The sequence below is a fragment of the Providencia sp. 2023EL-00965 genome, from assembly GCF_033550225.1.
Lineage (GTDB): Bacteria > Pseudomonadota > Gammaproteobacteria > Enterobacterales > Enterobacteriaceae > Providencia > Providencia manganoxydans.
The window spans coordinates 32,586-50,526 of sequence record NZ_JAWUEH010000010.1; the positions used below are offsets into that span (position 1 = coordinate 32,586).

Genomic DNA, 17,941 nt, shown 5'->3' on the forward strand with positions numbered 1-17,941 from the left:
CAGCCTATCAGCCTATCAGCCTATCAGCCTATCAGCCTATCAGCCTATCAGCCTATCAGCCTATCAGCCTATCAGCCTATCAGCCTATCAGCCTATCAGCTTATCAATAGCTCTTTTTCTAAGTTTTTTTCTTTGTTTTTACTGAGGGCTGTTGATGATCATGATCGCAATGTTCATGATCTCGGCAATTCACGATTTCGCTGCAAGCTTGGCATACCCCATGATTTTCTACCACAGTATGACGTAGCTGAAATTGATTTTGTTTGGCTAATTCTAAAATGGCAGCTTCAATTACTCCACAATCACTTTCGGCGACACTGCCGCAATGATCACAGATTAACATTACTGATATATGACTCGGGTTATCAAAATGATGGCAAATAACATAGCTATTAGTGGATTCTATTTTATGAATAAAGCTTTGTTCCATCAAAAACTCTAAAGCACGATAGACAGTAGGGGGTTTAGCTTGTGGTTCTACTTCACGGAGCAGGTCAAGTAAGTCGTATGCACTGATGGCTCCGTGTTGTTTAGCTATCAAACGTAAAACAGTTTCTCGCTGCGATGTGAGCCTAACACCTCGAGCTCCACATAACCGCGCAGCCATTGCGAGCAACTTTTCTTCATTCATTTTTTTCATGGTCGAGAGCCCTACTCAAAACTGTTATTGCTGTTGAAGGTAGTCTACCATAATTTAGAAATATCTAGGTAATCCTCGCATTTTTAATGAAAGTTACCAACAAGTTTTAGTTCTGTTGCTTGCTACTCAATAATTTGATTTAGAGATGGTATAACTCAATTTGGGTAAAAGGAGCCTTATTAAGCCAAACTCATTGAGCATCAGGGCATACTCCATTAACAGTGGATGAATCAAATAGTAAGCAACATGAATTCTGTTCGGTCGTTTGTCATAAAGCGATATCATTCAAATTATATAAAATATGAGCGATAACTATATTCATTTATGTTTAATATTAGGTTGGATATGAACTCTGTATCAATAAGGATATATACAATATAAAAGTTAATGTTAGCGTTCTCATTTATACTATACATAAGTCAACTTTAGTGACTAACGGAACAGTCATTCCTAGTATATTTAGTAAACGAATCATCCTTGCTATGGTTACACTAAAATAGTGTGATTATTATTTCTCATGTTTCTAGTATGTTGATTTTTTACTGCTCTACGTAACAAGTAAAAGATGAGTAAGTTTCATCTTTCAGAATATAAATACCATCGTCCATCTTGGTAATGCTAACGTAGTAGTTTATTTTTTCTTCTTCTAATTGAATAAAGTTGGCAAATAACTCTTTTGGCACATTATCTGAGTTTGTTATGGATAATTGATTAAAATGTACGGAATAATGATGATTTTTATCAATGGATTGAAAATTAAAGTATATAGCTCTATCTAAGCGATAAAATACATTGTTTTGTTTTATATAGCCATACATCTTCATTCTACCAGTATTATCATTGTCAATGAGAATATTGGTTTTTGATTTTAGTATCAAGCCTTCATCTGTTCCGTTATCTTTTATCCATAAAAGTTCTGAATGACACATATTAATATTATGGCTTTTTTGATGAAGAAAAACTGCCGTAACTAAGGCTGAAAATACAGCAAACAAAGATAATAAAATATACTTTTTCATTTAAATTCTCTGATCATTGATAGAGACACAGTCATATTGAGTATTTTTTTCTTTACAAATACTGATAGAAAGGTTTTTATCAGCAGGCTGCATATTGTTGGGTTCTGAAAGTAAAATGATGCGTTTCGGCTGATTACAATCAACATTATATTTATCAAGTTTTCTATTGATAAAATCGAGATGATCTTTAGATGAATTTTCAGCTAAATGAATGGGGATCTGAATAATACATTGAGCTCTTTGGTTCACTGCAATGTAGCCATTCATCTGCATACTGGCATCAGAATCTTTTATAAAATGAAAAGTTAACGTTAATGAAACAGTAACAATTGCAATTAAAATGAATAAAATATAATTGTTTCTAATGTTTTCTTGTTTTTTAACTGGTTGAGTTAATGCGGTTTCATTCTTATTTTCTTGGTCAACAGTTAAGAATTCATGAATTTCAGCATTTTTGTTTATTATGCTTTGATTATCATGTGTTTTATTAGAATTAATATTTATCTCATTGTGATGATCAATATTGGTTAATTCGGGCTTGTCATCATTATGTATAAATTCCTCTTCTGGCAAGCTAGATACACTATTTTCTTGAGTGATTATTTCTACTGTTTCACAGTCAAAGCGAAAACCTCTCTTAGGTACTGTAACAATAGATTTTGGATCAATACCAATAAGCTCAAATTTTTTTCTTATTTCACTAACATAGGTGTTTAAGTTATTGTTTGAGCCTACTAACCCATGTTTTTCCCAAACATTGGTAAGTAAATCATCCCTAGTCGCTATTTGGGACTCTTGATTTAGAATAATTATTTCACTCAATAAGCGGGATGCAGGCTTTGAAAGCTCAATAAATTGATCTGTCTCATTATTTAAAAAAATGAGACACTTTTCAGTCTCAAAAATAAATTTATTATTAATGAGATAGTTTTTGATCTTTGTCATAAATGCAGCTTGCTCTCTCTAATTTTAGTTCTAGAAAAATTGGATTATTTATAATAAAAGACAAAAAACGTCTTAATGGAAAAATTGTTAATTTATATGTTTTTTTATAAATATTTGTAATGCATATAGTTTAAATAGGGATGCAATTAACTTCAAGTATTGATCTATGAGCTTTTTTGAATCCTGAGTTCAAATATATTGATCTGAGAGGTGTAATGGAGTTATAGGGTGTTTTTTTGCTGTTGGATGGACTTTTATTCTTAATAAAGAAGTATTTCATGTGTAAAAAAATATATGTATCTAAAATATAGGTTTGGGTATCATTGTTGTATTATATTTGGCTATTTATTGAGAATGGTCTTAAGTGTTAATACCTATATATTTGGATGTTATTTAATAATTTTAATTTAAGATAGAAAATTAAAATGATTTCTAATTAGGTAAGGAGGAAAAACTCCTTACCTTACCTAAGCCATATTAATAATTATATTCAATACCCAACCAATAATTACGGCCCTCTTCTATATAACCTTTTGTATATTGATATGATTTATCGAACAAATTATTTATAGATGTATTTACGGAGATACCTTGACCTAGATCATAATCAATACGAATATCTGTTTTAGCAAAACCACGTACTTTGTCATTATTATCAATATAATTAAAAGCCCAACTTCTTGCTTCCTCTGTTATTGTGAAACTGAGAGGCTCATAAGGAGTGAATTTGACCCAGACAAATGCCTTGTGTGACGGTAATTCAGCAATATGTTTTACGCTATAATGCTTTGGATCTGCATGAATATAACTATAATTTAGACCAATGGACATCCAATCGGAGATTTGTCCATTACTGCCTAGATCAATACCCGCGTAATTCACTTTGCCACTATTTCTATTTTGATAAACATCTGAATCTTCTGTGGGATCATAGTACATATAATGAGCCATAATCGCGTCAGAAACATGATTATAGTAAGCGCTTGCATTGTAGGACCAATTAGGGGTGATATAGCCTTTATAGGTTAAGTCATAGGTAAGTGCGCGTTCGGCGTCAAGATGAGGGTTGATCACAAAGCTATCTTTATTTTTCATCTTGTTTTTGGTGTAGCGCTCTTTTTGTGTCGGGAAACGGCTTCTATCTGAAATAGAGAATTGTACAGTATCATTATTGTCTAAATGGTAGCGCGCCATCAATTCCCAGTTAAATGCACGTTGGCGATTGTCATCATAGGTTTCGATACCAGTAACAACGTTTTTTTTATTGTACAGGTAGCGTTTGCCATCATCACTACTGCGCCAATCAAAACCAATTCCGCCGATAATATCTAGCTTGTCAGTTGCAACCCATTGGTATTCAGTCGCAACTGACCATGTTTGATCTTTGTAGCGATCATAGGGCACTTCTTTATTGCTACGAGCACGGTGAATATCCTCTTTCCAATGCGTAGCAAAGGACAGCATATCGAGTTCACGAAGTGTAAAATCAATACGCATATCAGCACCATTACTGTAGTCGTCATAATGGCTGTAGTTATATACCCCATTTTTATAATCTTTGACGGATTTGTATTGGTGAAGGGTATTGGTGAATTTATCGTGATAAAGGCGGCTTTGTAATGCAATATCGTCCGTAAGTTGAGTATTGCCATTAAAATAAACGCTTTCTTTATTATATTCAGGCCATTGCCAAATCTGTTGTTTTGGGCTGTCGGCATTTGGTGCGCTATTTTTATCGCCATCTTGTTTTAAGTATGTGACGACATACTCATCAGTTTCTTTAGGGGTCCAACCCATTTTAAGCATAAGACGTTTATCATCTGTTGCAGAATTAGTGCGACGGCCATGGGTGCCAGCGAGTGGATTATTGTCTTCTGATGCGGGTAGGCCCATAAAGCGTTGTTTATATTGGCTTCCACTGACTTGAATAAAACCAAGATCATTGCGCGCACCCAAACGAGCACTGATATTATGTGCATTATCTGCACCACGAGCAACGCCTTGATTCAGGTTAATATTAGCTTCTAACGGTTTTTTTGGGGTTGCAGTGGTTAAGTTGATAGCGCCTCCCATCAGGTTTGGTCCTTGTAGTAAAGAGGTATAACCTGTTGATAGCTCGACGCTGGATAATTCACTGGTCATAAAGCGACCTAAATCTAATGTGCCATCATAAGGGATATAGGTTGGGATCCCATCAAAGAAGACTGGAACCTGGCGGCTATCGAAACCACGCGCGTTAACTTGCGTTTCGTTACGGTTGCCTGATTTTTGGATCACAACGCCAGGCATGGTACTCAGAGCTTGAGCAACATTGGTTCGATTTAATTGCTGCATTTGTGATTGGGTAATGACATGTTCATCAGCAGCAAGTGGCGTGCTCCAAACTGTCATCACATCACGATTAGTTTTCTCTTCTGTTGTTTCCGCGAAGCTATGTGTTGTAAATAAAGCCATCCCAACCAGATAGGTAATTTGTTTTATTTTCATTATGAAATTCCAGTTTATATAATTCGATATATTATTTTTTATATAACGATAGTTAGCGTTTATTTAATTAAGTGAAAACCCCAGCCAAATTGGTTGGAGTTTCGCTTAAGTTAGGTTGTTACTTGGGTTATGAGGTGGAAATTTTTACTTTAATATCTCTAGGTGGTGCGTAATAAGGCGCTGATGTTATAAACAAAGCAATACCCGTTTGTGCATATTCATTGATAGTTTGTAGATTGATCCCGCCAGCCGCTGATAAACGGCAGCTACGTTTTTGTTTAAGGAGGTTCTGTTGCAACTGGCGGATCAATGATGGGCTGAATTTATCCAGTTGTACAATATCGGCGCCTGCTTCAATAGCAAGGGTGGCTTGTTCATAATTGTCAGCTTCAACAATGATCTGTTTTTCGGGTGCGGCCGCTCTCAATGTATTAATGTGCGAATACCAATCATCTGGTGCAGCAAGGCATTGGCGGTGATTAGTAAATAACAAAATACTTTCTGCACTACCTGCTCGATGAATAATCGCTCCACCAGCAATGATAGCTGTTAATGCGAGTGTTTTTGTACCGGGGATCGTTTTGCGCGTACAGGCCAGTTGGGCATCAGGTTGATATTGCTTGAGGATAGCCACCATTTGGTGGGTGTAATGGCTAACACCACAACACCATTCTAAGACATTTTGTACGGCCTTCCAGCCTTGATGAAGTGTTTCAACGGTACCTGAAGCAATAATCAAGCAACTTTCTGCCTCTACGATTTCACCATCTCGATAATCGCATTGATGTTCAATACCTAATTTATTAAGCATACGTGATGCGATTTCCAGACCACTAATACATCCGCCTTGTCTAGAGGTAAATGTCATGGTAGCGGGTTGATGATGTAACCCCAATGAGCGTGTTGTGAGGTCACCATATTGAATATCATCAAGTAGTAATTGATCAATTAAGCTATCAGGGAGATAAATCATGGCGTGAGATCCTCTTGTGGCACAACATCCCATGATACCATTGCCCAATTGCGAGAAGGATAGGCGATTGGTTTACCTGCACTGACTCTTTGTTGGTAGTATTGGTATAGTTTTTCAGTCTCTTCGGCGGTTAAGTTTTTCAATGACCAATTAACGCTTTCTTTAAAGGCTTCAAAGCTATCAAAGCCGCCTTTATCAGGGCTATCGATAAACTCCACACGAGCATGAATGCCCATTTGATGTAAAATATTCACCGCATAAATATAGGTTGGTAAACGTACCACTTCACGGCCAATAAATCGGATGATCTCTTCATCAATAAAAGTGGGATTAACGGTGTGTGTGGTGTAAACACGCAGTTTTGCTTGGTGGTTGAGTTTCAGCAGGGCTTGTTTAAGATCATCGACGAGTGTTGAACGTGATGCAACAGCGATATCAACTTTAGGTAAATGTGCCCAGCTGTCTTCCCACGCGAGTTGCTCGAACTGGGCATGGTGAATATTAAGTGCTTGAGCACGTTGTTGAGCGGCCTCTAACATGCCCCGACTATAGTCAATTCCTATCACTGATGTGAATTTATCCGCTAAATTTAAGCAAATAGAGCCCGGACCACAACCAACATCTAGCAAAGTTTCGGCATCAGTATCATTAATCAATTCACGAAAACGGACTAAATAGGGATCTTGAGGGTTAGCACAAGTTTGTGCCATTTGTTGTGCTTTTTTATCCCAATGTTCTGGCTCTTTGCGTGAGCGCTGTGCTTGCTGCATATGTTGTTGATACATTTTTGCAAAATCTAATTGATCAATAAGCATAACCTTGGCCTTAACAAGTAAAATGAGAGGGAAATTGAAAATGAGATGCGATGCTCTGTTCATCAATTGAATAGAGATCTGCTAAGTTAGTAAGCGTTAACATATCTTTTACTGTGCCTTGGGAAACACCAAGCTGTTTATTAAGTAGGATCACATTATCTGCAACAGCAGCGGCATGTTGTGGGTGATGGGTTGACATTAAAATAGTAATTCCATGCTGCTTAAGTTGTTCTACTTGTTGTAATAAGCGGATTTGGTTCCCAAAATCAAGGCTAGCAGCCGGTTCATCCATGATCAGCAGCTGTGGATTTTGTACTAAGGCGCGGGCGATCAAAACCAGCTGTTTTTCCCCGCCACTTAGCGTGCTATATAAACGCAATTCAAGATGCTCAATGCCCAATTTCTGAAGCTGATAAAGAGCTAATGCTCTTTCTTTATGACTCGGAATTGAAAAGATTGATAGTTGCGTGGTGAACCCCATCATGACCATATCAATAGCAGTGAAATTAAATGGCGTATCATGTGCTTGAGGTACGTAAGCAATCACTTTCGCTATATCTTGCTGCTTATAAGACTTTAATGATTTTTTAGCGAGATAAATATCACCCTTTATAATGGGAATTAGGCCGAGTAAGCTTTTAATTAGTGTCGTTTTACCGCAGCCATTAGCGCCTAATAAACAAGTGATTTTCCCTGTCAAAAGTGACAAATTAATGTTCGTCACAATGGCATGATGATGATAGCCAATAGCAACATTTTCTAATGTCATCAGGCTCATTTAACTCTCCTTGCCTGCAACAGGATTGCTAAAAAGAAAGGCGCACCGACAGCCGAGGTTAGTATACCGAGCGGCAGTTCAATTGAGGCGATACTACGTGCCAATGTATCAGTGATCAGCAACATAATTGCACCAATCATCATTGATACAGGGAGCTGATAGCGAAAGTTAGCGCCTACTATCATTCGGGTTATGTGTGGGACTATGAGTCCTATCCAGCCAATAATACCTGCAATAGAAACGGCACTAGCGGTAATTAAGGTTGCTGAAACAATAAAAATACCACGAATTAAGCTGACATTGATCCCGAGACTTTTAGCTTCTTCATCAGATAAACTCAGTAAATTCATACGCCAGCGTAACAATAGCAACGGAATAATGCCTATTAACATAATAGGTAATGCGGATAATAGATCGCTTTGAGTAATAGATGAAAGACCACCAAGTAGCCAAAAGGTAATAGAAGGTAGTTGGGTATAAGGATCGGCTAAAATTTTCATTAAAGATATCGCAGAGCCACATAAGGCACTAATAGCCACCCCAACTAAAACGAGGGACAAAATGGGGTCGTGCTGGCGTGCCATTCGAGCAATTAGACAAACGAGTGTGACAGTCAATAACCCACCAATAAAAGCGGCTAATTGAATATAAATCAGTGATTGTCCAAGGAATATTCCAATCACAGCACCAACCCCAGCACCAGCTGAAACCCCTAAGATATCTGGAGACACTAATGGGTTACGGAACATGCCTTGATAGGCAGCGCCAGCAATCGCTAGGCCGCCCCCAATCATAATTGCTGCTAATGTTCGAGGAAAACGAATTTGCCAAAACACAGTGTGATGACGTGGATCTTCAATCGCGGTTTGAAAACCTAATTCTGAGAAGAGCAAACTCAATAGTTGATTTAGAGTAAGTGAGTACTTACCATTTATCAATGCAGCGATAAAACAAATAATAAAAATGGTCGCTAAAAGAGACTGTTTGGCAAGACGACTCATGATGATCTCATTAATTTATCAATTTGCTCATCTGTGAGTGATGAGTGATAAAACAGTGCGAAAAATTGTTTAATGTCATCATGTATGCTTAGTGCTAGCTGTTGATCAAAATGGCTTTGTAGACGGCGCATACCTAATAAACGATTCACACTTGGAGGTCCATCTAACCAACCAAATGGCATGCCACTAAAGGTGAACAAACGGTTAGATGAAATAGCATTGAGCCCTTTCCATAATGGTGAGCCGTGGATAAATTGAACGGCTTCTTCATATTGGGTAATGATAATATCAGGGTTCCATTCGTACAGTTGCTCCATAGAAACTTCGGTCAATCCTTTAAAGTTAGGCATATCGGCCACATTGCGTAAACCTAAAATTTCTATCGCTTCGGTGTGAATTGAACCTTTAGTGCCCGTTTGTAGCCCTTTAGCCCCTCTCGCTAAATAAAAACTTAATGTATTGGTCTGATTTTTTTGCGCAAACTGTTTGGCACTTTTGAGGTATTGTTCGGCGAGATCACTGAGTTGTTGCGCTGATTGCTGGGCATTCAAGAGTTCGCCCAATTGGCGTAGTTGCTGAGGGGAGTCTTCTAGTCCCCCCGCAATCAGCAGATAGGCAATTCCCGTTTGTTGCGCTACTTTTTCAGCTTGGGAACGATATGTATCATCAATATTGCCTGTATCAAGGATCAGTTGAGGGTTATAGTCGAGTAGTTTTTCCAGAGAAAGCGTACTACCACGTCCCGCTAAACGTCCATATATCGGTAATTCTCTCCATGGTTTAGCAAATAAATCGCTATGATTTTTTTGTAAATTAATAGAGGAGAACCCTACCATTTTTTCTGGTGCTAAAGCGAATAGAAGGAGATCAGATGGTGCGCCTGAGCTAATGACACGTTGAATTTGGCTCGGTTTTGGCAATTGACCAAACAAGGCTTGTTCGACCGTACTAGGAGTTTGCCCACAAGCAGGGAAATAATAAAATGCAGCTAATGCGGCACAGGATTTGATAAAGTGTCGGCGATTGATTCCCATAGCGCTAAATAATGACTCGTTATATTTATTTGTATATAGCGCGAAAATTAGCGGAGTCATGCTGTAGAGTCAACTACAAAAAAGACAATTATAGGAAAACTCGACTATTCTGTGATGTAAATCAGTAACAAACATTGCTATCTATAAAAAGATCGCTGAACATACACTCTAAATAATCCAAGGTGCGGCTAGGTAATGAGTGAATGAGTCACTGGGAGCATAGAAAACTATGCGATGAGTAGTAGTATAGTCACGATGCCATCATTTTAGCCGCAGTTTGAAGCAGAATGAGTTATCGTCATTCGAACTTAGGTAACACTTATTATATTGGACATATGAAGAAAAAAAGACCCTCATTACAGGATATTGCCGATCGCATCGGTGTCACTAAAATGACCGTTAGTCGTTTTTTAAGAAACCCTGAGCAGGTTTCTGAAGTGCTACGTGGCAAAATTGCACAAGCTGTTGAGGAGCTAGGATATATTCCAAATAAAGCGCCTGATTTGTTATCGAACGCAACCAGCCATGCAATTGGGGTTTTATTACCTTCATTAACTAACCAAGTATTTGCTGAAGTGATCCGAGGCATTGAAGCGATAGCGGACCGTCATGGTTATCAAACTATGTTGGCTCACTATGGTTACTTGCCCGAAAAAGAGGAAGAGCGACTCACTTTTTTGCTTTCTTATAATATCGATGGCGTGATCTTAGCTGAACGAACCCATACCGAGCGTACTTTACGTATGTTAAAAACGGCGGGGATCCCTGTCGTTGAAATTATGGATAGTGTATCGCCTTGTTTAGATACTGCGGTCGGTATTGATAATTTTGAAGCTTCACGGCAAATGACGGCAGCGATGTTAGATCGCGGTTGCCAACATGTGGTGTACCTAGGTGCTCGGCATGACGAAAGAACAATTATTCGCCTACAAGGCTACGAGCAGGCGATGCGAGATGCGGGGCTTGAGCCACGCAATGTGATGACGCAAGTCAGCTCCTCATATTCATTAGGCGCCCAATTACTGCATGAGTGTAAACAAAAATACCCTGAAACAGATGGGCTATTTTGTACGAATGATGACCTAGCGATAGGGGCAATCTTTGAGTGTCAGCGTCTTGGTATTAAGATCCCCGACGATTTAGCCATTGCGGGTTTCCACGGACATGATGTTGGGCAAGTCATGACACCAAAACTAGCCAGTATCTTAACACCAAGAGATAGCATGGGGCGTAAAGCTGCCGAAGTTCTTCTTGGACGTATTAATGGTAAAAAACTACCACAAACGCTATTTGATGTTGGTTTTGAGTTACTACCTGGTGAAAGCATTTGAAATAAAAAACACTAAATAATTCGAGGTGCAGCTAGGGAACAAGCAAATAAGTCGTCAGGCGCATGCATAAATATGTATGTGACTGATGCAAGTGAGTGTAGTCACCATTCCTTCAATGTGAAGCGCTGTAACTGGAAGTATGACGAGTATCAGTGATGCACTGAATTAGTGCGATAGCCATCACAAATCTATTTATTTCCCCACAAAGATAATTGATAAAAATAGCAGCACTGCTGATAATGTTACTGGTAACTGTTACCGGTAACAATCGAATGCCTACTATCAGTAAACTAAATTAGCACTAGTTTCTATTTAACACCTGAGGAGTTTCCAATGAGTGATACCCAAACACAAAATTATACGTTTGTCCTTATGGGGGTATCGGGTAGCGGTAAATCAGCTGTTGCAAACGGTGTCGCGCAACAAACGAATGCGGCTTTTTTAGACGGTGATTTTTTACATCCTCGCGCAAATATTCAAAAAATGGCTTCAGGTCATGCGTTGAATGATGAAGATCGCCAACCTTGGCTTGCCGCACTAAATGACGCTATTTTTGCCATGCAACGCACTAATGCAATTTCATTAGTTGTTTGTTCCGCATTGAAAAAAAGCTATCGCGATAGATTGAGAGAAGGAAATAAGAACCTCTATTTTATCTATCTGAAAGGAGATGCTGAACTCATTGAAAACCGCCTCAAAGCACGTAAAGGCCATTTCTTTAAACCTGAAATGTTGGTGTCTCAATTTCAGGCATTGCAAGAGCCTACATTAGAAGAACAGGATGTTCATATTGTCGATATTCGCCCATCACTTGATGAGGTTATTAAAAATACGCGTACGGCTATTCATCAAATTGTATCTGGAGGCAATCCATGAACACCCCTGTTGAAACATTAAGTACTTTAACATTGGTACTGACGGCAGTCGGCTCCGTTGTACTACTGCTGTTCCTCGTCATGTATGCACGTTTGCATGCATTTGTGGCTCTGATGATCGTTTCTATCGGTGCAGGGCTCTTTTCAGGTATGCCAGTACAAGAGATCACCGCCACCATGCAAAAAGGGATGGCCGGCACTCTAGGGTTCTTGGCAATTGTTGTCGCACTTGGCGCGATGTTCGGTAAAATCCTTCATGAAACTGGCGCACTTGATCAGGTTGCGACTAAGTTATTGAATCTATTTGGTGAAAAGCGAGCTCACTACGCAGTGGGTATCGCAGGTTTAATTTGTGCTTTACCACTGTTCTTTGATGTCGCCATCGTGCTACTAATCGGCGTGGTATTCGCTGTCGCAAATCGTACAGGTCATAACGTTGTACGCATGGCTATACCTTTATTCGCAGGGGTTGCAGCTGCGGCAGCGTTTTTATTACCGGGGCCAACACCAATGCTAGTCGCTTCACAGATGGGGGCTGACTATGGCTGGATGATCCTGATCGGTCTGTGTGCCGCTATTCCTGGTATGTTATTAGCAGGTCCACTATTTGGTAGTTTTATCAGTAAGCACGTGACAATTGATATCCCTGCGGATTATCAAGCACCAAAAATGGATCATGGCAAAATGCCTAGTTTTGGTTTTAGCTTGAGCCTTGTTTTATTTCCTTTGGTTTTAGTTGGCCTAAAAACGATTGGTACACATTTTGTTGAACCGAACTCGAACCTTGAGCATTGGCTCGAATTTATCGGCCATCCATTCACTGCACTGTTATTGGCTTGTCTGCTGGCAATTTATGGCCTAGGTTTTCGCTATGGCATGAATAAAGAAAAAGTAATGGAAGTGTGCTCCGCAGCTATCCAACCTGCTGGTATTATTCTATTAGTGACTGGGGCTGGTGGGGTGTTCAAACAGATCTTAGTGGATTCAGGAGTTGGCCCAGCACTTGGCGATTCATTGATTGGCGCGGGTCTGCCTATCGCAGTGGCGTGTTTTGTACTAGCTGGTGCGGTACGTGTTATCCAAGGTTCTGCAACCGTTGCATGTTTAACAACCGTGGGTTTAGTACTACCAGTCATTGGTGAATTAGGATACTCAGGTGCACAGCTAGCCGCATTGGCGACTTGTATTTCCGGTGGTTCTTTGATTTTAAGTCATGTGAACGACTCAGGTTTCTGGCTATTCGGTAAATTTACGGGGGCAACAGAAGCACAAACCTTAAAAACATGGACAGTGATGGAAACTATCTTAGGAACGACGGGTGCCATTGTCGGAATGGTGTTCTTTGCGTTCTTGTAAGTTAAACGCCTAAATTACGTGAATAAGCCAAAACTTGCGGAATTGAAGTGAGTTTTGGTTTTTTCTTTTTTGTTGGCTGAGCAATGAGGCGAAAGCCTGTTGTACGCTTACGAATTTTATAAACTTTGTATTTGCTAGGTGCATTTTGCAGATAAAGCTCTACATCTAACTCGCTGAGATTTAGGCTTTTAGCTAATTGATTAATTATCTGCATAATATTACCTATAACAGCTCCGAAAGCATTGAAGCTTTCGGAGTCACTCTTTACTAGAGGAAGCGGTGTTGCCGCCACCTGAAAGCAATTCAGGGGGCGGCAACACCGCAACCCTAAATGTGCTCAATAAATTAGTGTCTGGCTAATCACCCGACAAGACATAAAACGTCCAACGCTAAAGAGTTTATACTCGTCATACTTCAAGTTGCAGCGTTGTTGACTACGCTCACTCACACTAGTCACATAGTTTTCTATGCTCCTAGCGCTTCGCTCACTTGTCGCCTAGCTGCACCTCGAATTATTTAGAGTATGGTTAAGACTATTGCACTCTTTTGTTATAAACAATACTGATTTTGCGTGCAAACCTGACCATTAGGACTGTTAAAGGTTCACTGTGAAGTAATTGTATTTGAAATGATATTTTAAAAGGGCTGTGAAAACGAGTTCACAACCTTTTTTCAAGATTAATTCAACACTTGGCTTAGTTGGCGGTAGAGCGCTTGGGCACTCTTTTTATAGCCTTCAGCGGATAAATGAACGTTATCAGGTCGAGCGAGATCTTGAGCTGCCCATGAACGGATAGAACAAGGGCCGCCCATAAAGGCTTGCCAATCCCAAAACAGCGTGTTTTCTTGCGCAGCAATCGCTTTTTGGATTTTTATCACATTCATTAAATGCACTGGCATTTTCGCTTCGCAACTGGCTGCATGACTAAATTTTATCGAGTCATTTGGCCCGACCAATAAAATTACGCTCTCTGGCATTCGTTGGCGGATTTGACGGATTTTTTCACGTAAGTTTTGTTGGTAAGCAACTAAATCTAAGTTGTCATTGAAGGCTTCGTTGGTGCCATAGGCTAAGATCACCATATCAGGTGACATTTCCGCTAATGTTTCGACCCATTGAGGCTGCCATTTATCGAGCATATTAATGGTCGCGCCATTAATACCTAAAGCAGACAAGGTGACACCCGGGTGATTAGAGCGTAGTAGCCATCCACCCAATTTGAGATTGCTGTCATTACTCACCGTCACTTCAGCTGGAAGCTGGGTGCTGACTGGGGTAGAGAAACGCCATGTATTACCTGTCGTAGGTAATGAAATAGGTGATGAACTGGCTGGGGAGACAAACATTTGCCCACCCGATGAGTTTTGGTACAGCGCTTGTAATTGATAAGTGCCTGCTGCGGCTTGCAATGGGACCAATTGTACGCGGCTTGTTGGTTTCATTGGCAATGCGACTAGCCCTCCCAGAGGGTAATCAAAACGCTCATCTTTACGGCTGCTAAACAGTTCCCATTGTTGCTTATCACTTTTACGATTGATAGTCGCAGTGCGTTGCCCCGGTACTGAAATGGCAGGTACGAAGCCAGGTCCCGCATCGCCATAGCGCTGCTGGAACAAGGTTCTTAGCTCACCACTGAAAAAATCCGCCGCAGTGTGTGAGTCGCCAATTTGCACAATGTGGATTTGCTGGTTGCCTTGCTTTAGTTTGTTATCAAGGCGACTTAAGTTTGGCTCAGCATTGTTGATCAATTGGCCTTGAACATCGGCTTCTGCCAGCATCCGTGTTGAGCTTTTCTGTGTTCGCTCTACGCCTTGCTGGCAGGACAACAGGCCTAGAGACAGCAACGCGATAACGCTAGCTGCCGCTACTTTGGATCTGGCCTGACGCAATTTGTTCCGCTTCATGAGGGACCTTTTCTTCTTCTACATCATAATGGATGAGTGAAAACACTTTCTCAGCAATCGCTTGTTGTCCTTTAGGACTGAAATGGATCCCATCACCACTTCTTAGCTTAATTTTGCTGCTATCATCGCCGAAATAATCAGAATAGGTGAGATCTTTATATTTAAAGACATCATTAACAGAAAAATAAATTTCACCGCTATTTTCGACTTCGGACTGGTAGAGTCCTCTTAGGAACTGCATACCATCTGATAGGGAGGTTTTACGCATATTAGGAGGGCCAACCCAAATGACATCGACATTGTGTTGACGCGCTACCGTTAATATATCATTAATGCGGGAACGATACACCTGCTCCCACATTTCGCTTTTAAACTTCACATATTTATAGCCAGTATCTGGTGGCATATCCCAAGGATCATTTGGCCCTAGAAAAACCACGAGAACTTTAATTTTAGGGTTATCATCCAATGCCTTAGCAATGGTTTTAGGCCAATTAAAAAAGCGTGGGTAGGCAAGACCGGTGCTTTGCTTACTTAAATTAATGCTATCAATATTATATTTTTTCAATAGCATGTTTTTTACATGCGGTGCCACACCTTGCATCATTGAATCGCCTGCAAACAGGACCTGATCCTCTTTTTCCAATTTTGCAATGGTTTTGGGAATAATAGGTCCTGTATTAATCGCTTTTATGGGGCCTAATCTATCTGATTTCAATGGTGAACGTACTGGCTGGCGTTTCAGTAGCTCAGGGAAGGTGATGGACAATGATTCAGCTGGGTAAATATAACCATTTACAAAATGCAAACCAACTCGATAGCCTTCAGGGAAAACCTGTTTTTTGTTTTCATTAGCCGCAACGAGTGCTTCGGCTTCTTTTGCATCTTGTGCTTGCTGTCCCGATGCATGATATAAAAATGCACTACCTGCGGCTAAGGCGCCATCATTTAAATAAGCACCGTAATCCCACACAGGGTTACCGGATAGACCTGACCATGGAGTATCTCGATGATATTTTTGCTGCCAAAAACGTTCCAGTGAGCCCTGATTGAGCCAAATGAGTAACAAGCCTGCGATCAAAACAATAAACAAGACTTGTCCGGTTTTTATTAGATTCTTTTTAAACTCAGAAGTTAGCATAAATAAATCCCGGCATTCCTGAAGGTGAAAGCATAAACATAATGGTCAAGATGACAGCGAGTGGGATCGGGTAATAGTACCAAGCGATGTTTTGGTACTTCTTCGCGACATAATGATAAGACTGCACAAAATAAGGATAGAGTAGCAGTAAAGCCCAAAATGCAATTAATAGCCCTAAACTAGAACCGAGGGAGCTGATAAATCCAGGGGCAGCAAACTGTGAAAGCATCGTTAACGCATCATCAAAAGTTTGGCTACGGAAAAAAATCCAAGCGAAACACACAAAATGAAAGGTAATGATCCGCGCAAGTAATGCTGACAGCGCTTTATTTGGAAGACGTTGAGTCCAACCCAATTTCTCTAAGCAGAGTGTTTTCAAATTCAGTAATACAATACCGAGTCCATGGATTGCCCCCCAAACGACAAATGTCATCGCTGCACCATGCCATAAACCCGATATCACCATCGCTAAGAAAACATTGGTGTTCATTCGGCCGAAACCTTTGCGATTACCACCTAATGGGATATAGATATAGTCGCGAATAAAGGTTGATAGACTGATATGCCAGCGCGCCCAAAACTCTTTTAAGTTGTTTGCCATATAAGGCGCATTAAAGTTCACTGGGACACGAAAACCAAGCAGTAAAGCAATTCCTGTGACTAAATTAGTATAGCCAGAAAAGTTAAAGTAGATATTCCAAGCATATGCGTAAGTTGCGACGAGTATTTCTCCAACACCGAAGCCTGCTGGAGCATCAAAAACGGGATTGACGAAATTCTCTGATAAATAAGCGCTAAATAAGAAAAGTTTCACTAATGCTAAAGAGATCAGCAGGATGGCTTTTCTTGCATCAAGTATTTCACGGCTGTCAGCTTGGATTTGTGGAATAAAGTTTTTAGCGCGGTTGATCGGGCCAGCGACGATACTCGGAAAAAAGCTAAGGTATAAGACGACATCAAAGAAATCTGCTTTAGGAATTTCTTTGCGACAAACTGAGACTGTGTAGCTTACGGAATGGAATGCATAAAAAGATAACCCAAGAGGGGCTAATAATTCGATAATAGGCAGGCCAACATTAAACCCGAATTTGTCGAAGGTTTGCTGCAATGTTTCTTGAAAGAACGAATAGTATTTAAATGCGGTGAAGCAGCTAATAATACCTATAGCAAGAAGCGTAAATATCCATTTACTCGCAAGCCAATTTGATAACCAATTAGTCAGAAAATAAATAAATAGCGTGTATCCGAATAAAATATACGCGAAATCAGGGCTAAACGAATAAACAAAAAAGTAACTTGCCGTGATAAGTAAGCCATTTTGAAGCTTTGCACTAGGCTGGCAGCTCCAATATATAAGGAAAAACACCAAAAAAGAGCCAAGAAATTCGAATGAGAAAAAATTCATAGAGGACTCAAGTTGTTAATTATTGTTGTTGCTCGTCAGACTTCTCGTTGCAGCACAGTGGACAATAGTCATGTTTACTAGTGATAGGTTTATCTTGCTCACTAGAGGTTCATTTTTGTTGCTTAGCTGCACTTTGAATCATTTAGAGTATAGATGAATGTTCACATCATATTAATAATCAACGTAGTTGCAATAAGAAAAAATTGATTTTGCAATAAAGCGGGGATGGATTAGGG

At 39.9% G+C, this 17,941-nt stretch carries 16 protein-coding genes; 3 read left to right on the forward strand and 13 right to left on the reverse strand.

Going from position 1 to position 17,941, the window contains the following annotated elements:
* Window positions 1-118 precede the first annotated feature (118 nt).
* From zur to SC428_RS13370, 9 genes are all read right to left on the reverse strand, one after another.
* Window positions 119-640 carry a zinc uptake transcriptional repressor Zur gene (gene zur / locus SC428_RS13330; protein WP_070925771.1) on the reverse strand — a complete coding sequence of 174 codons (522 nt, stop codon included), beginning with the start codon at window positions 638-640 and terminating at the stop codon, window positions 119-121.
* A gap of 539 nt (window positions 641-1,179) precedes the next feature.
* Window positions 1,180-1,659: a hypothetical protein gene (locus SC428_RS13335; protein WP_318708008.1), complete on the reverse strand. Its 480-nt coding sequence runs from the start codon at window positions 1,657-1,659 to the stop codon at window positions 1,180-1,182.
* A complete protein-coding gene (locus tag SC428_RS13340) occupies window positions 1,660-2,604 on the reverse strand; it encodes a helix-turn-helix domain-containing protein (protein WP_318708010.1) in 945 nt (314 codons plus the stop codon).
* A gap of 477 nt (window positions 2,605-3,081) precedes the next feature.
* Window positions 3,082-5,091: a TonB-dependent receptor gene (locus SC428_RS13345; protein ID WP_318708012.1), complete on the reverse strand. Its 2,010-nt coding sequence runs from the start codon at window positions 5,089-5,091 to the stop codon at window positions 3,082-3,084.
* Window positions 5,092-5,218: 127 nt separating this feature from the next.
* Complete coding sequence (gene modD / locus SC428_RS13350; protein WP_070925765.1) at window positions 5,219-6,064, reverse strand: ModD protein; 846 nt, start codon at window positions 6,062-6,064, stop codon at window positions 5,219-5,221.
* Window positions 6,061-6,879, reverse strand: a complete 819-nt coding sequence (locus SC428_RS13355; protein WP_318708015.1) for a class I SAM-dependent methyltransferase — start codon at window positions 6,877-6,879, stop codon at window positions 6,061-6,063. Before SC428_RS13355 ends, modD begins: the two co-directional genes overlap by 4 nt.
* A gap of 10 nt (window positions 6,880-6,889) precedes the next feature.
* Window positions 6,890-7,657: an ABC transporter ATP-binding protein gene (locus tag SC428_RS13360; RefSeq protein WP_283126294.1), complete on the reverse strand. Its 768-nt coding sequence runs from the start codon at window positions 7,655-7,657 to the stop codon at window positions 6,890-6,892.
* Window positions 7,654-8,658, reverse strand: a complete 1,005-nt coding sequence (locus SC428_RS13365) for a FecCD family ABC transporter permease (protein WP_070925759.1) — start codon at window positions 8,656-8,658, stop codon at window positions 7,654-7,656. Before SC428_RS13365 ends, SC428_RS13360 begins: the two co-directional genes overlap by 4 nt.
* The gene (locus SC428_RS13370) at window positions 8,655-9,692 is read right to left on the reverse strand and encodes an ABC transporter substrate-binding protein (protein ID WP_140186636.1); all 1,038 of its coding nucleotides are present in this window, start codon (window positions 9,690-9,692) and stop codon (window positions 8,655-8,657) included. Before SC428_RS13370 ends, SC428_RS13365 begins: the two co-directional genes overlap by 4 nt.
* A 335-nt stretch (window positions 9,693-10,027) precedes the next feature.
* On the opposite strand from SC428_RS13370, the gene gntR reads away from it, so the two are divergent.
* The 3 genes from gntR to gntU all read left to right on the forward strand — a co-directional run bounded on the left by gntR (window position 10,028) and on the right by gntU (window position 13,254).
* Window positions 10,028-11,023 (forward strand): gluconate operon transcriptional repressor GntR, encoded by a 996-nt coding sequence (gene gntR / locus SC428_RS13375; protein ID WP_070925824.1) that lies wholly within the window; start codon window positions 10,028-10,030, stop codon window positions 11,021-11,023.
* A 333-nt stretch (window positions 11,024-11,356) separates the two neighbouring features.
* Window positions 11,357-11,899 (forward strand): gluconokinase, encoded by a 543-nt coding sequence (gene gntK, locus SC428_RS13380; RefSeq protein ID WP_070925757.1) that lies wholly within the window; start codon window positions 11,357-11,359, stop codon window positions 11,897-11,899.
* Entirely contained in the window at window positions 11,896-13,254 is a 1,359-nt protein-coding gene (gene gntU, locus SC428_RS13385; RefSeq protein WP_140178792.1) for a gluconate transporter, read from the forward strand. The genes gntK and gntU overlap by 4 nt, the downstream gene beginning before the upstream one ends.
* Window position 13,255: 1 nt before the next feature.
* Here gntU and SC428_RS13390 read toward each other — a convergent pair whose 3' ends face one another.
* The 4 genes from SC428_RS13390 to SC428_RS13405 all read right to left on the reverse strand — a co-directional run bounded on the left by SC428_RS13390 (window position 13,256) and on the right by SC428_RS13405 (window position 17,705).
* Window positions 13,256-13,546 carry a hypothetical protein gene (locus SC428_RS13390; RefSeq protein WP_283126290.1) on the reverse strand — a complete coding sequence of 97 codons (291 nt, stop codon included), beginning with the start codon at window positions 13,544-13,546 and terminating at the stop codon, window positions 13,256-13,258.
* A 386-nt stretch (window positions 13,547-13,932) separates the two neighbouring features.
* Entirely contained in the window at window positions 13,933-15,159 is a 1,227-nt protein-coding gene (locus SC428_RS13395) for an SGNH/GDSL hydrolase family protein (RefSeq protein WP_318708020.1), read from the reverse strand.
* Window positions 15,110-16,300 carry a DUF459 domain-containing protein gene (locus tag SC428_RS13400; RefSeq protein WP_070925751.1) on the reverse strand — a complete coding sequence of 397 codons (1,191 nt, stop codon included), beginning with the start codon at window positions 16,298-16,300 and terminating at the stop codon, window positions 15,110-15,112. The genes SC428_RS13395 and SC428_RS13400 overlap by 50 nt, the downstream gene beginning before the upstream one ends.
* Entirely contained in the window at window positions 16,287-17,705 is a 1,419-nt protein-coding gene (locus tag SC428_RS13405; RefSeq protein WP_318708024.1) for an MBOAT family O-acyltransferase, read from the reverse strand. Before SC428_RS13405 ends, SC428_RS13400 begins: the two co-directional genes overlap by 14 nt.
* Between the last annotated feature and the right edge of the window lie 236 nt (window positions 17,706-17,941).